The organism is Rathayibacter sp. AY1B7, assembly GCF_002932735.1.
GTDB lineage: Bacteria > Actinomycetota > Actinomycetes > Actinomycetales > Microbacteriaceae > Rathayibacter.
The window spans coordinates 1-13,422 of sequence record NZ_PSWK01000015.1 but is presented as its reverse complement, the minus strand read 5'-3'; the positions used below and the strand labels follow the sequence as shown (position 1 = coordinate 13,422).

Genomic DNA, 13,422 nt, shown 5'->3' with positions numbered 1-13,422 from the left:
CGGTCCGATCGCCGGACCGCGTCAGCGCCGGCCGAGGTCCTGCAGGAGCCCGAAGAGCACCCGGGCGGAGTCGCGCCAGGAGAAGGCCGCGGCCCGCTCCGTCGCCCGTGCCGAGTGCGTCCGCCACACGGCGCCGTCCTCGAGCGACCGCACACCGTCCGCGATGCCCTTCGCGCTCGACGGGTCGACGTACACGGCGGCGTCCTGGGCGATCTCGCGGAAGATCGGGATGTCGCTCACCACGACCGGCGTCCCGAGCGCCATCGCCTCGACCAGCGGGATCCCGAAGCCCTCGTCCCTGCTCGCCGTCACGAGAGCGGTCGCCCGCGCGAGCACCGCGCGGTACTCCGCGTCCGGCGCCCCCTGGTGGAACACCAGCTCCGCGGTCGGCGCCAGGGCCCGGAGCGTCTCGACGGTCTCGTCGCTCGCCCGGCTCATCAGGTGCAGCTCGTAGTCGGGCAGCAGCCGCATCGCGCGCGCGAGCGTCTCGACGTTCTTGTAGGGCATGAACGAGCCCATGTAGACGAGCGAGCGCGCGGCAGACCGGTCGGGCAGCGATCCCGCCAGAGCCGCGCTCGCCTCGTCGGGCTCGGTCGCCGCGTTCGGGACGACGACCACCGGCCGGGTGGTGAGGCGGTGGGAGCGGATCAGGTGGCGGGTCGTCTCCGAGACGGTGACGACCGCATCGGCGCGCTGGAGGAGCCTCCGCTGCGGCCACCAGGCGAGGTGGTAGAGCCGCCAGAGCGCGCGCACGGGAGCGGCCAGGTCGCGCGGCGGGGTGCGGTGGCGGTAGTAGATGAGGTCGTGCACGGTCAGGACGAGCCGGTAGCGGCGGCCGAGCGAGCCCATGGTCTGCATCGGCGAGAAGACCACGTCGGGCCGCAGCCGGTTCACCAGCAGCGCGACGAACGGCTCGAACGGGCTGGTCGGCCCGGTCACGCGCTCCCACGGGAGCGACGGGAGCATCGCGAGCTGGCGGCGGTCGCTGATCAGCATGGTCACGTCGTGCAGCTTCGCGAGCTCGCGGACGAGCTCCGCGGTGTAGCGGCTGATCCCGTCGTGCCGCTCGAGCCGGGTGTACCGGCAGTCGACGACGATCCTCATCGGTCGATCCCCTCCTCGAGGGCCGTCCGCAGCACGGCGGCGGCCTCGTCCGGCGTCTCGTAGTGGATCAGGTGGCCGACTCCGTCGATGACGTGCAGGCGGGCGTGCGGCAGCCTCTCGAGCAGGCGGTACTGCGCCGGGAGCGGAGTGATGTCGTCCTGCGCCGCGGCGATCAGCTGCGTCGGCACCCGGATCCGGGAGGCGTACTCGCCGACGTCGTGCGAGACGGAGGCGCGGAACGCCTCGAGGACCGTGTCGCGGGAGGCGAAGGCGCTGAAGTAGCGGTCGTGCTGGTCGTGCACGAAGCGTCGCAGCGCCGGCTCCTTCGTCTTCACCATCGCCAGGCTCATCACCCGCACGATCAGCGGGTCGCTGAGCAGGCGGCGTCCGAGGGGCCCCGGCAGGAGCGCGCCGAGCCGGTAGTAGAGGACGGCGAGCCTGGTCAGGACTCCGCGGGGACCCTGCAGGGCGGGCGCGCCGATCGGGTTGACCAGCACCAGGAGCGGAGCGGGCAGTCCGTCGGCGACGGCCGCGGCCGCGACGATCGAGCCGAAGGAGTGGCCGAGGACGGCCGCCTCGCCGCGGAGCCCCAGCGTGTCGAGGAAGGAGCCGAGCCAGGAGGCGTAGCCGTCCACGTCGTGCGGAAGGCGCGTCATCGGGGTCGAGGCGCCGAAGCCGGGCAGGTCGGGAGCGACGACCCGCACGTCCGCTCCCCCGGCGAGCAGACGGGCGATGACGGGCTCGAGGCCGTGGTGCTCGCCGCGGAACCCGTGCACCAGCACGAGGACGGTCGAGGCGTCCGGAGCGCCGTAGGTCCAGTAGGCGGTGCGGGATCCGGCGACGTCCACCGCGGCCTCGCGGACGGGGACACGGCCGAGATCGGAGGCGTAGGGGGAGGGAGTGGTCATCGCGTTCCTTATCGTAGGGAAAGCCCGTCGAAGATCTGGCCGCAACGCCTTGCGTGGCCTCGATCCGAGCCGGGAGCATGATCACGCGCTCGCAACACGGCGCACCGCCCACCCGTCTCGCGAGACGGTCATCCGCTCAGGCAGCAGCAGAAGGAGCACCGTGAGCTTCACGTCGCCGATCCAACTCCCCGGACTCGCCCTCGACCCCCAGTGGTACCGCCGGGCGGTGTTCTACGAGGTGATGATCCGGTCGTACTACGACTCCAACGGCGACGGCGCCGGCGACATCAACGGGCTCGCCTCCAAGCTCGACTACCTGCAGTGGCTCGGGATCGACGCCCTCTGGCTCCCGCCGTTCTACATGTCGCCTCTGCGCGACGGCGGCTACGACGTCTCCGACTTCAAGGCGATCCTCCCCGAGTTCGGCACGATGGAGGACTTCCGCGACCTCGTCCGGAAGGCCCACGAGCGCAACATGCGCATCGTGATGGACTTCCCGCTCAACCACACCAGCGACCAGCACGAGTGGTTCCAGCAGTCCCGGTCCGACCCCGAGGGCCCCTACGGCGACTTCTACGTCTGGAACGACACCGACGACAAGTGGCCGGACATCCGCATCATCTTCGTCGACACCGAGGACTCGAACTGGGCCTTCGACGCCGAGCGCCGCCAGTTCTACTTCCACCGCTTCTTCTCGCACCAGCCGGACCTCAACTTCGAGAACCCCGCCGTGCACGAGGCGATCCACGACGTGGTCAAGTTCTGGCTCGACCTCGGCGTCGACGGCATCCGGCTCGACGCGATCCCCTACCTCTACGAGTCCGACGAGGGCAACGGAGAGGGCGAGCCGCCCACCCACGAGTTCATCAAGAACCTCCGCACCATGGTCGACCGCGACTACCCCGGCCGCATCCTGATCGCCGAGGCGAACCAGTGGCCGCGAGAGGTCGCCGCGTTCTTCGGCACGGAGGAGGAGCCCGAGTGCCACATGGCGTTCGACTTCCCGGTCATGCCGCGCATCTTCTACTCCCTCCGCGCGCAGACGGCGAACGAGCTGAAGAAGGTGCTCTCCGAGACGTTCGACATCCCCAGCGGCGCCGCCTGGGGCGTGTTCCTCCGCAACCACGACGAGCTCACGCTCGAGATGGTGTCCGAGGAGTACCGCCAGGCCATGTACGGCTGGTACGCCTACGACCCGCGGATGCGCTCGAACATCGGCATCCGCCGCAGGCTCGCGCCGCTGCTGGACAACTCGCGCGCCGAGCTCGAGCTGATCAACGCCCTGCTCTTCTCCCTCGCCGGCAGCCCGTTCCTGTACTACGGCGACGAGATCGGCATGGGCGACAACATCTGGCTCAACGACCGCGACGCGTCGCGCACGCCGATGCAGTGGACGCCCGACCGCAACGCCGGCTTCTCGGCCGCCGACCCCGGCAAGCTCGTGCAGCCGATCGTCCAGTCGCTCGTCTACCACTACAACCAGGTCAACGTGGAGGCGCAGCTGGCGCAGTCCCGCTCCCTGCTGCACTGGATGCGGAACGTCCTGCACGTGCGCCGCGGCCACCCGGCGTTCGGCCTGGGGTCGATGCGCGTCCTCGAGACGGACCACGAGTCGGTGCTCGCCTTCGTGCGGGACTACGCCGGCTCGGGCTCCGAGATGGGCGACCAGCCCGAGGAGGTGCTCTGCGTCTTCAGCTTCAACCACAACCCGGTCTCGGTCACGATCACCGACCCGGAGAATCCCGGATCGACGCTGAGCGACCTGTTCGGCGGCGGCCGCTTCCCCGGATTCTCGGACGACGGCACGCTGACGATGACGCTCGGCACGCAGGGCTTCTTCTGGCTCCACGTCGCCAAGGCGCACGAGGCCCGCTGACCCGGCAGCACGCCGAGGGGCCTCCGGCCGATGTCGGAGGCCCCCTTTAGGCTGTCGGCGTGAGCACCACCGGAACGACCGAGACGCAGACCGAGCCGATGCTGTTCGACGACGCCGAGCGGGCGCTCGTCCCCTCCGAGGGGGCGCGGTGGTTCGACCTGCTGGCCGTGTTCGACCTCGAGACCACCGGCATCGACGTCCGCACGAGCCGCATCGTCACCGCGCACGTCGGCGTGATCGACGCGGCGGGCGAGCCGATCGAGGGCACGACCTGGCTCGCCGATCCCGGGGTCGAGATCCCGGCGGGCGCCTCCGCCGTCCACGGGATCAGCACCGGGCACGCCCGCGCGCACGGCCGCCCCGCCGGCGAGGTCGTGGCCGAGATCTCCGAGGCGCTGCGCTCGCTCCTCGCCCGCGGCATCCCGGTCGTCGTCTACAACGCCCCCTACGACCTCTCGCTCCTCGCCCACGAGGCGCGCCGCTGGGGCGTGCCCGTGCTGCTCGACCCGAGCCCCGTCGTCGATCCGCTCGTGATCGACAAGGCGGTGGACCGCTACCGCAAGGGCAAGCGCACCCTGACCCTCGCCGCCGAGCACTACGGCGTCGCCCTCACCGAGGCGCACGACGCGGGCGCGGACGCGATCGCGGCGGGTCGGGTCGCCCAGGCGCTGGGCCGCGCCTTCGCCGACGAGCTCGGAGTCGGCGCGGAGGCCCTGCACGCGCTCCAGGTCGACTGGTGCCGCACCCAGGCCGAGTCCTTCCAGGAGTACATGCGCCGCGTCCGCGACGAGTCCTTCGTCGCCGACGGGGGCTGGCCGGTCCGCCACTGACCCCTCAAGTCAGCGTGCGCCCCTCGCGCAGGAGCGCCACGTACTCCGCGATCCGCCGCTCCCGCGTCGCCGCCCGCTTCAGCTGCGAGAGGCGGAAGAGGAACGCGAAGCGCCTCTGCCCGCCGACGGTCGCGAAGAAGGCCAGCGCCTGCGGATCCGCGTCGAGCGCCCGCTGGAAGTCGTCCGGCACCTCCGCATCGCGCTGCCGGTAGGCCGCGTCCCAGCGCCCGTCGGCACGTGCCCGCTCGACCTCGGCCAGCCCGCCCGGCAGCATCCGACCCTCCGCCAGCAGCCGTGCGACATGATCGCGGTTGACCTTGGACCACGGGCTCGCGCGACGCCGCGGGGTGAAGGCCTGGAGCTTGAACTGCTCGTCGAAGGCTCCCGCCTGACCGTCGATCCAGCCGTGGCAGAGCGCGATGTCGAGCGCCTCGGCGTAGGTGATCCCCGGATCGACGGCGGCCTTCTTCCGCAGCTTCAGCCGGACTCCGTCCGGGTCGGGCTCGCCGCGGAGGTAGGCGTCCCACTCTTCAGGAGTCGTGAACGGCAGGATCGGCTTGTCGGCGAAGGACACCATGCCGGGACGCTACCGCGCCGGCTCCCCGACGGCCACGGCCCGCCCGTCGGCGCAAGCCCTCGCTCCGCGGACCGCGGCGCTGTGGGATCGGGTGAGCACGTGTTCCCCCTCCCCCTCTCGCAAGGAGAAGTCATGCCCACCATCCGCACGGTCACCGTCCTCGGCAGCGGAGTGCTCGGCTCCCAGATCGCCTTCCAGTCGGCCTTCCACGGCTTCGCCGTCACCGTCTATGACCTCTCCGACGACGTCCTCGAGTCGGCGCGCGAGCGGCTCCGCGGTCTCGCGGGCGTCTACGAGTCGGTGCCCGGCGGCGTCGCCGGCGGACCGCAGGAGGCGCTCGACTCCCTCCGCCTCACCTCCGACCTCGCGGAGGCGGTCGCCGACGCCGACCTCGTGATCGAGGCCGTCCCCGAGGACCTGGGCCTGAAGCAGGAGCTGTACGGCCGCCTGGGTGCGCTCGCTCCCGAGCGCACGGTCTTCGCGACCAACTCGTCCACGCTGCTCCCCAGCGACCTGAAGGCCTCGACCGGCCGACCCGACCGGTTCCTCGCGCTGCACTACGCCAACCACGTCTGGGCGCAGAACACGGCCGAGATCATGGGAACGGCGGACACGGACCCCGCCGTGGTCGACGCCGTCGTGGAGTTCGCCGTCTCCAGCGGCCTCGAGCCCATCAGGCTGCAGAAGGAGAAGGCCGGCTACGTCCTGAACTCGCTGCTGGTGCCGCTCCTCAACGCCGCGTCGGGTCTGCTCATGGGCGGCTACGCCGACCACGAGACCATCGACAAGACCTGGAGGATCGGCACCGGCGCCCCTCTCGGACCCTTCCAGATCTTCGACGTCGTCGGTCTGCGGACCGCCTACAGCATCGCCGCCGCGGCCCCGGACGAGGCCTCCCAGGCGTTCGCCGCCCACCTGAAGACGGAGTACCTCGATCGCGGCCGCCTCGGAACGGCCACCGGAGAGGGCTTCTACCGCTACTGAGGACCGCGACGCGGGAACGACGAAGGGCCCCCGACCGTGCGGTCGAGGGCCCTTCGAGGAGTGCTACTTGCCGAAGTTCTTGTAGCGGCTGTTGAACTTCTCGACGCGGCCGGCCGAGTCCATGATGCGCTGCTTGCCCGTGTAGAACGGGTGCGAGGCGGAGGAGATCTCGACGTCGATGACGGGGTAGGTCACGCCGTCGAGCTCGATCGTCTTGCTGCTCTTCGCGGTCGAGCGGGTGAGGAAGGTCTCACCGGACGCGAGGTCGCGGAAGACGATCGCGGAGTACTCGGGGTGGATGTCGGTCTTCATGGTCGTGTCCTGTCGTCGATGGTCCTGAACCGCACCTGTCGTCGACGGGAACGGGTGGATGAGGGCGGGCGCACCGCGAACGGGCCCGAACCAGCTACCGAGAATACCAGACCGGCAGCGCGCGCAGAAGTCGCGCCGCGCCCGGACCCCGGAGCCGGGGTCAGCCGCGGGCGCGGGCCGAGAAGCGCCCGTTCTCGCGGGTGAGAGCGATGTCGAGCCCGAAGGTCTCGGCGAGCGTCGCCTCGGTCAGGGACTCGGCCAGCGGGCCCGCCGCCACCACCGCTCCGTCGCGGAGGAGCAGGGCGTGGGTGAAGCCGTCGGGGATCTCCTCGACGTGGTGGGTCACCATCACGATCGCGGGCGACGCCGGGTCCTTCGCGAAGCCGCCCAGCAGCTGGACGAGCTCCTCGCGGGCGCCGAGGTCGAGGCTCGCGGCCGGCTCGTCGAGCAGGAGCAGCTCGGGGTCGGTCATGATCGCGCGGGCGATCTGGACGCGCTTCTGCTCGCCGTCCGAGAGCGTCCCGAAGGTGCGCTCGGCGAGGTGCTCGAGCTTCCACTCGGACAGCACGCGGCGGGCGCGGCGCTCGTCGATCGCGTCGTAGCCCTCGTTCCAGCGGCCGGTGACGGCGTAGGCGGCGGTCATCACGACGTCGAGCACGCTCTCGCCGGCCGGGAGGCGGCGCGCCATCGCGGTCGAGGCGTAGCCGATGCGCGGGCGCAGCTCGAACACGTCGACCCGGCCGAGGGTCTCCTCGAGCAGGTGCGCGGCACCGGTCGAGGGGTAGTTCTGCGCGGCGGCGATCTGCAGGATCGAGGTCTTGCCCGCCCCGTTGGGGCCGAGGATCACCCAGCGCTCGTCCTCGGCCACGTCCCACGACACGTGGTCGAGGATCCGCTTGCCGTTCCGGACGAAGGACACATCGACGAACGAGACAACGCTGGGCATGGGAGCCATTCTAAAGGAGGCGGCCGGGAGGCTCAGACGAGCGAGTCGTAGATCGCCCGGGTGTCCCGCGCGATCTGCGTCCAGCTGAAGTGGCTCTGCGCGCGCTCGCGGCCCGCGGCGCCCATCCGCTTCGCCGTCTCCGGGTCGGCGACGACCTCGGCGAGGGCGGCGGCCAGGTCGGCGACGTAGCGCTCCGGGTCCACGGGGGTACCGGTGCCGTCGGTGACCTGCTCGATCGGGACGAGACGGCCGGTCACGCCGTCGTCGACGACCTCCGGGATGCCGCCGGTCGCCGTCCCGACGACCGCCGCACCGCAGGCCATCGCCTCGAGGTTGACGATGCCGAGGGGCTCGTAGATCGAGGGGCAGACGAACGTGGTCGCGTTCGTCAGGACCGCGGAGAGCTGGTGGCGCGGCAGGTGCCGGTCGATCCAGACGACGCCGGTGCGCTCCTCCTGGAGGCTGCGGACGAGGGAGGTGACCTCGGCCATGATCTCGGGGGTGTCGGGGGCGCCCGCGCAGAGCACGAGCTGCACCTCGGGAGGCAGGGTCGCCGCGGCGCGGAGCAGGTAGGGCAGGCCCTTCTGCCGGGTGATGCGGCCGACGAAGACCACGGAGGGGCGCGAGGGGTCGATGCCCAGCTCGGCGAGGACGGCCTCGTCCTCGACCGGGTGCCAGGCGTCGAGGTCGATGCCGTTGTAGACCACGTGGACCTTCGCCGGGTCCAGGGCCGGGTAGGAGCGGAGGATGTCCTCGCGCATGCCGCCGGACACCGCGATCACGGCGTCGGCGTTCTCGTACGCCTCCCGCTCGATCCAGCTCGAGACGCGGTAGCCGCCGCCGAGCTGCTCGGCCTTCCACGGACGCAGCGGCTCGAGGCTGTGCGCCGAGACCACGTGCGGGATGCCGTGCAGGAGCTGGGCGAGACGCCCCGCGGCGTTGGCGTACCAGGTGTGGGAGTGGACCAGGTCGGCCCCCGCCGCGTCCTGCGCGATCTGCAGGTCGACCCCGAGGGTCTGCAGCGCGCCGTTCGCCTCGGCGAGCTCCGCGGGGACGGAGTACGCGAACGTGCCCTCCTCCTCGCGCGGCGCGCCGAAGCAGCGCACCACGACCTCCAGGTCGCTGCGCAGCGCCTTGGTGAGCTCGGCCACGTGGACACCGGCTCCCCCGTACACCTCGGGCGGGTATTCCTTGGTCAGCAGATCGACTCGCACCCCCGAACCGTAGTACAGGGCGCTCCCCCGGCGACAGCCGGGGTCCACGGGGAAGCCCGAGCCCCTACTGTGGTGCCATGCAGTCAAAGAAGATCTTCGGCATCGTCCTCGCCGGCGGCGAGGGAAAGCGCCTCATGCCCCTCACGGCGGACCGGGCCAAGCCCGCGGTGCCGTTCGGCGGGCAGTACCGGCTGATCGACTTCGCGCTGTCCAACCTGATCAACTCCGGTCTCACTCAGATCGTCGTGCTGACGCAGTACAAGTCGCACTCGCTCGACCGCCACGTCTCGCAGACCTGGCGCCTTTCCGGGCTCCTGAACTCCTACGTCGCCTCGGTCCCCGCGCAGCAGCGCCTGGGCAAGCGCTGGTTCAGCGGCTCGGCCGACGCGATCCTGCAGAGCCTCAACCTGATCCGCGACGAGAAGCCCGACATCGTCGTCGTGGTCGGCGCCGACCACGTCTACCGCATGGACTTCTCGCAGATGATCGACGCGCACATCACGTCCGGTGCGAAGGCGACCGTCGCGGCCATCCGCCAGCCGATCGAGCTCGCGGACCAGTTCGGCGTCATCCAGCTCGCCGGTGACGAGGCGGGCGACGGCATCGTCCCGACGATGATCTCCGAGTTCCTCGAGAAGCCCAAGGACGCCGTCGGCCTGGCCGACTCCCCGCACGAGGTCCTCGCCTCCATGGGCAACTACGTCTTCGACGCGGACGCCCTGATCGACGCGGTCATCCGCGACGGCGAGTCCTCCACGTCGGACCACGACATGGGCGGCGACATCATCCCCGACTTCGTCGCGCGCGGCGAGGCCGGCGTCTACGACCTCAAGCTCAACGACGTCCCCGGCTCGACCGACCGCGACCGCTACTACTGGCGGGACGTCGGCACCATCGACTCCTTCTTCGAGGCCCACCAGGACCTCATCTCGGCGCTACCGGTCTTCAACCTCTACAACCAGCAGTGGCCGATCTTCTCGTCGCAGCTGAACTCCCCTCCGGCCAAGATCGTCCGCGACGGCAAGGGCAACATGGGATCGACGGTCGACTCGGTCGTCTCGCTCGGCACCGTGATCTCGGGCGCGCACATCGAGCGCAGCGTCGTCGGGCCCTGGACGGTCATCGAGTCGAACGCGACGGTCACCGACTCGGTGGTCTTCGACAAGGTCCGCATCGGCCCGGACGCGCTGGTCGTCCGCGCTATCCTCGACAAGGACGTCGTCGTCGAGCCCGGTGCTCGAGTCGGCGTGGACCACGACCGCGATCGCGAGCGCGGGTTCACCGTCACCGAGTCGGGCATCACCGTCGTCGGCAAGGGCGTCGTCGTCCACCCGTAGCACCCCCGCGGGTCGAGCTCTGCGCCCCGGCGCGCCCACCCGACCGATCGGACCGGCCCATGAGTGAGCGTCCTGCGACGCCTGCCCGCTTCCTCGTCGTCCTCGACGCGGACTCCACCCTCCTCCAGGACGAGGTGATCGAGCTCCTCGCGGTGCACGCCGGCTCCGAGGAACGCGTCGCCGCCGTCACGGAGCGGGCGATGCGCGGCGAGCTCGACTTCGGCGAGAGCCTCCGCGAGCGGGTCGCCACTCTCGCCGGGGTCCCGGAGTCGGTGCTCCCCGGTGTGAGCTCGGGCGTCCGCGTCACGCCCGGCGCCGCCGAGCTCGTGGCCGGCGTCCACGCCGCCGGCGGCCGCGTCGGTGTGGTGTCCGGAGGGTTCCACGAGGTCCTCGACCCGGTCGCCGGTGCGCTCGGCCTCGACTTCGTCCGGGCCAACCGCCTCTGCTGCGGGGACGGCCTGCTGACCGGAGCGGTCGACGGGGCGGTCATCGACGCCGCGGCCAAGGCGGAGGCGCTCCGCGAGTGGGCGGCGGTCTCGGGCGTCCCGCCGCAGCGCACGATCGCCGTCGGCGACGGTGCGAACGACCTGGAGATGATGGCGGTCGCCTCCCTCGCGGTCGCCTTCAACGCCAAGCCCCTGGTGCGCGAGCGCGCCGACCTCGTCGTCGGCGGCCTCGACCTGTCGCAGCTGCTGCCTGTCCTCGGCCTCCGCGGCTGAGGCCCGCCTCCCCCCGGCCTCAGGGAGGTCAGCGGCCCGCGATCGCGACGAGTCCGGCGCAGCCGAGCGCCAGCGCCCAGCTGACGAGCGAGCCCACCAGGAAGTACTCCGCCTTCTCGCCGCTGCCGCCGTCGCGGGAGATCTCGGGGAAGCGCACGATTCCCTTGGCCGCGAGCACGGCACCGGCGAGGCCGATCGCTCCGGCGAGCGTGAGGCCGGCGATCAGCAGCCGCTCCAGCGGTCCGATCGTGCGCCCGCCCTGGAGGTCCGGCAGGCGGGCGTCGGTCGGCTCCCGACGCGCGAACCGCTCGCTCCAGCGCGGGCGCGGCGCGGGCTCGGCCTGCGGGAGCTCGCGGAACAGTGCCGCCCGCACGATCACGTTGCCGCTCTCCAGCAGGAAGAGCCCGGCTCCGACCGCCAGAGCGAGCTGCTCGATCGGAGGGAGCGTGCTCGCGACGGTGGTCGGCGCGAGCGGCCCCGTCGGGATGCCGACGGCGCGGTCGACAGCGGTCAGCACCAGGACCGCCGCGACGAGGGCGACGGCCGGACGCAGACCCCCGGGCGGCCGCGCGTTCTCGACGGTCGTGGTCGTCAGCAGCCAGGCTCCGGCCAGGACGACGACGATCGCCGCACCGAGCGGCGGGGCTCCGACGAGGAGCGCTGCGGTCACGGCTGCGGCGGCGAGCACGGGGATCGCGAGGAGGGCCGCACGGCGGCGGAGGTGCGTGCGCGCGAGGTCGCCGAGGCCGATCACGGCGAGCAGCAGCGCCGTCAGCACGTCTCCTCCAGCAGGCGCGCGCCGGCGAGGAGGGCGCCCGCTCCCGCGCGCCGCAGCGCCTGCGAGACGGCGGGCTGCGAGATCGACTCCTGCTCGCCCAGCTCCTTCTGCGACGCTCCGCGCAGGCTCCCCAGCACGAGCCGGCGATCGCGCGCGCTGAGCGCTCCGACCAGGGCGTCGCGGGAGAGGAGGTAGGCGTTGACGGCCGCCTCGCCGGAGTCCCCGTCGGCGTCCCCGGCGACGAACCATCCGCGGGCCGTGGGCACGGCACCGTCCTCGAGCGCGTGGGCGCGATCGATGGCCTCGCGCGCGCGCCACCAGCCGGACCCGTCCTCGAGGTCCCCGGCGATCCCCGACCCGACCACCCGCACCTCGCCCAGGCCGATGCCCGCGCGGCAGTCGACGCCGGCCGGGAGCGAGAGGCGCGCCTGCAGCGTCGCCCGGAGCGCGGCGTGGACGGAGGGGTAGATCGCCTGGAACTCGTCGCCGACCGTCGGGTGCAGGGGCTGGATCGCCGGGACCGCGGCCTCCACCTCGGCGAAGCCCCGCTCGATCTCGCGCTGAGCACCCGCGCGGTCGACGAGGGAGCGGGAGGTCACCAGGTCCAGGAGCACGGCGACGACATCGGAGGAGGTCATCGCATAAGCCTAGAGCTTATATCCGTCGGATATAAGCCCAGGGCTTATCGGTCAGTGGCCCATCCCGAGGCCGCCGTCGACCGGGATCACGGCACCCGAGATGTACGCCGCCTCGTCGCCGGCCAGCCAGCGCGTGACCTTCGCGACCTCGGCAGCGGTGCCGTAGCGGGCGAGCGGGATGCTCTTCCGGTACTCCGCCTGCTGCTCCGGCGAGAGCTCCGCGGTCATGTCGGTCTCGATGAAGCCGGGAGCGACGACATTGGCGGTGATGTTGCGGGCGCCGAGCTCGCGGGTCAGCGAGCGGGCGAAGCCCACGAGGGCGGCCTTAGACGAGGAGTAGTTGATCTGGCCCGGCGACCCGTAGAGGCCGACCACGCTGGAGATGAGGACGACGCGGCCGAAGCGCTGCTTGAGCATCCCCTTCGATGCGCGCTTGACGACGCGGAACGCCCCGGTGAGGTTCGTGTCGACGACGGACGTGAAGTCCTCCTCCGTCATGCGCAGCAGCAGGGTGTCGCGGGTGATGCCCGCGTTCGCCACCAGGATCTCGACCGGGCCCAGCTCGGCCTCGACCTGCGTGAACGCGGCGTCGATGGAGGCGGCGTCGGTCACGTCCGCGACGACGGTGAGGGAGCCCTCCGGGCCGGAGCCCGAGCGCGCGGTCACGGCGACCCGGTGACCGGCGGCCACGAACTCCTGGGCGATGGCGAAGCCGATCCCCCGGTTGCCCCCGGTGACGAGGACGGTGCGCGGCGTGGTCATGGTGTCCCTCCTGCCGGCGCTCGTGCGGCGCCGGGCGACCCGTACATCCTAGAGGCGCGTCGCGCAACAGATTCCGGGATGAGGCCCTCCCGGCCTGCACCCGCCCGCCGCGACGTAGGCTTGCAGAGCTGTGAAACCACGCGAGACACTCACCTCCCTACCGCCGTCGCCGAGCGCCGAGCGGCGCTCCCGCGCGATCAAGTACTCGATCGCCATGGGCATCAGGATGCTCTGCGTCATCTGCCTGCTCTTCGCCCACGGCTGGTGGCTGCTGTTCTTCGCCATCGGCGCCGTGGTCCTGCCCTACTTCGCCGTCGTGCTGGCCAACGTCGGCAGTGCGGGCGAGCGCGGCAACGTCGAGCGGCCGGGTTCGATCGTCCTCTCCCGGCCGGTCCCGCCGCCCCCCGCCCTCGGGGCCGGTCGGCGCCTCGGAGTCG

General features: G+C 71.7%; 15 protein-coding genes. 6 read left to right on the top strand and 9 right to left on the bottom strand.

Features of this window, described 5'->3' with window-relative positions:
- Positions 1–21 precede the first annotated feature (21 nt).
- Both C5C95_RS09730 and C5C95_RS09725 read right to left on the bottom strand, forming a co-directional pair.
- A complete protein-coding gene (locus C5C95_RS09730; RefSeq protein WP_104324323.1) occupies positions 22–1,104 on the bottom strand; it encodes a glycosyltransferase family 1 protein in 1,083 nt (360 codons plus the stop codon).
- Entirely contained in the window at positions 1,101–2,012 is a 912-nt protein-coding gene (locus C5C95_RS09725) for an alpha/beta fold hydrolase (protein WP_104324322.1), read from the bottom strand. Before C5C95_RS09725 ends, C5C95_RS09730 begins: the two co-directional genes overlap by 4 nt.
- Before the next feature lie 160 nt (positions 2,013–2,172).
- Here C5C95_RS09725 and treS point away from each other — a divergent pair, with 160 nt between their 5' ends.
- Together treS and C5C95_RS09715 are read left to right on the top strand one after the other, a co-directional pair.
- The gene (gene treS, locus C5C95_RS09720) at positions 2,173–3,888 is read left to right on the top strand and encodes a maltose alpha-D-glucosyltransferase (RefSeq protein WP_104221970.1); all 1,716 of its coding nucleotides are present in this window, start codon (positions 2,173–2,175) and stop codon (positions 3,886–3,888) included.
- A 98-nt stretch (positions 3,889–3,986) separates the two neighbouring features.
- A complete protein-coding gene (locus C5C95_RS09715) occupies positions 3,987–4,718 on the top strand; it encodes a 3'-5' exonuclease (protein ID WP_104324357.1) in 732 nt (243 codons plus the stop codon).
- A gap of 4 nt (positions 4,719–4,722) precedes the next feature.
- Here the strand turns inward: C5C95_RS09715 and C5C95_RS09710 are convergent, their stop codons facing one another.
- A complete protein-coding gene (locus tag C5C95_RS09710; protein ID WP_104221968.1) occupies positions 4,723–5,295 on the bottom strand; it encodes a YdeI family protein in 573 nt (190 codons plus the stop codon).
- 132 nt (positions 5,296–5,427) lie between these two features.
- On the opposite strand from C5C95_RS09710, the gene C5C95_RS09705 reads away from it, so the two are divergent.
- Positions 5,428–6,279 carry a 3-hydroxyacyl-CoA dehydrogenase gene (locus tag C5C95_RS09705; RefSeq protein ID WP_104324321.1) on the top strand — a complete coding sequence of 284 codons (852 nt, stop codon included), beginning with the start codon at positions 5,428–5,430 and terminating at the stop codon, positions 6,277–6,279.
- Between the two features lie 63 nt (positions 6,280–6,342).
- Here C5C95_RS09705 and C5C95_RS09700 read toward each other — a convergent pair whose 3' ends face one another.
- From C5C95_RS09700 to glgA, 3 genes are all read right to left on the bottom strand, one after another.
- Positions 6,343–6,591: a type B 50S ribosomal protein L31 gene (locus C5C95_RS09700; RefSeq protein ID WP_068253003.1), complete on the bottom strand. Its 249-nt coding sequence runs from the start codon at positions 6,589–6,591 to the stop codon at positions 6,343–6,345.
- Between the two features lie 160 nt (positions 6,592–6,751).
- Positions 6,752–7,537 carry an ABC transporter ATP-binding protein gene (locus C5C95_RS09695; RefSeq protein ID WP_104221964.1) on the bottom strand — a complete coding sequence of 262 codons (786 nt, stop codon included), beginning with the start codon at positions 7,535–7,537 and terminating at the stop codon, positions 6,752–6,754.
- A 32-nt stretch (positions 7,538–7,569) separates the two neighbouring features.
- The gene (glgA, locus tag C5C95_RS09690) at positions 7,570–8,751 is read right to left on the bottom strand and encodes a glycogen synthase (protein WP_104225282.1); all 1,182 of its coding nucleotides are present in this window, start codon (positions 8,749–8,751) and stop codon (positions 7,570–7,572) included.
- 77 nt (positions 8,752–8,828) lie between these two features.
- Between glgA and C5C95_RS09685 the strand changes: the two genes are divergently transcribed.
- Positions 8,829–10,088, top strand: a complete 1,260-nt coding sequence (locus C5C95_RS09685) for a glucose-1-phosphate adenylyltransferase (protein WP_104221960.1) — start codon at positions 8,829–8,831, stop codon at positions 10,086–10,088.
- A 59-nt stretch (positions 10,089–10,147) separates the two neighbouring features.
- Positions 10,148–10,807 (top strand): phosphoserine phosphatase SerB, encoded by a 660-nt coding sequence (gene serB / locus C5C95_RS09680; RefSeq protein WP_104262940.1) that lies wholly within the window; start codon positions 10,148–10,150, stop codon positions 10,805–10,807.
- Between the two features lie 28 nt (positions 10,808–10,835).
- Here the strand turns inward: serB and C5C95_RS09675 are convergent, their stop codons facing one another.
- From C5C95_RS09675 to C5C95_RS09665, 3 genes are read right to left on the bottom strand one after another with little or no spacing between them, the layout of a single operon-like run.
- Positions 10,836–11,585 (bottom strand): hypothetical protein, encoded by a 750-nt coding sequence (locus C5C95_RS09675; protein WP_104324320.1) that lies wholly within the window; start codon positions 11,583–11,585, stop codon positions 10,836–10,838.
- Complete coding sequence (locus C5C95_RS09670; protein ID WP_104221954.1) at positions 11,579–12,223, bottom strand: SatD family protein; 645 nt, start codon at positions 12,221–12,223, stop codon at positions 11,579–11,581. The genes C5C95_RS09675 and C5C95_RS09670 overlap by 7 nt, the downstream gene beginning before the upstream one ends.
- Before the next feature lie 51 nt (positions 12,224–12,274).
- Positions 12,275–12,985, bottom strand: a complete 711-nt coding sequence (locus C5C95_RS09665) for a beta-ketoacyl-ACP reductase (protein WP_104225284.1) — start codon at positions 12,983–12,985, stop codon at positions 12,275–12,277.
- Between the two features lie 130 nt (positions 12,986–13,115).
- On the opposite strand from C5C95_RS09665, the gene C5C95_RS09660 reads away from it, so the two are divergent.
- A partial coding sequence (locus tag C5C95_RS09660) for a DUF3099 domain-containing protein (protein ID WP_104324356.1) occupies positions 13,116–13,422 on the top strand: 307 nt, incomplete at its 3' end.

Coding starts and splice junctions, on each gene's coding strand:
- C5C95_RS09700 (WP_068253003.1), bottom strand. CDS start 6,591: ATGAAGACCGACATCCACCCCGAGTACTCCGCGATCGTCTTCCGCGAC.
- C5C95_RS09685 (WP_104221960.1), top strand. CDS start 8,829: ATGCAGTCAAAGAAGATCTTCGGCATCGTCCTCGCCGGCGGCGAGGGA.
- C5C95_RS09715 (WP_104324357.1), top strand. CDS start 3,987: ATGCTGTTCGACGACGCCGAGCGGGCGCTCGTCCCCTCCGAGGGGGCG.
- C5C95_RS09730 (WP_104324323.1), bottom strand. CDS start 1,104: ATGAGGATCGTCGTCGACTGCCGGTACACCCGGCTCGAGCGGCACGAC.
- C5C95_RS09710 (WP_104221968.1), bottom strand. CDS start 5,295: ATGGTGTCCTTCGCCGACAAGCCGATCCTGCCGTTCACGACTCCTGAA.
- C5C95_RS09695 (WP_104221964.1), bottom strand. CDS start 7,537: ATGCCCAGCGTTGTCTCGTTCGTCGATGTGTCCTTCGTCCGGAACGGC.
- C5C95_RS09670 (WP_104221954.1), bottom strand. CDS start 12,223: ATGACCTCCTCCGATGTCGTCGCCGTGCTCCTGGACCTGGTGACCTCC.
- serB (WP_104262940.1), top strand. CDS start 10,148: ATGAGTGAGCGTCCTGCGACGCCTGCCCGCTTCCTCGTCGTCCTCGAC.
- C5C95_RS09725 (WP_104324322.1), bottom strand. CDS start 2,012: ATGACCACTCCCTCCCCCTACGCCTCCGATCTCGGCCGTGTCCCCGTC.
- C5C95_RS09705 (WP_104324321.1), top strand. CDS start 5,428: ATGCCCACCATCCGCACGGTCACCGTCCTCGGCAGCGGAGTGCTCGGC.
- C5C95_RS09665 (WP_104225284.1), bottom strand. CDS start 12,985: ATGACCACGCCGCGCACCGTCCTCGTCACCGGGGGCAACCGGGGGATC.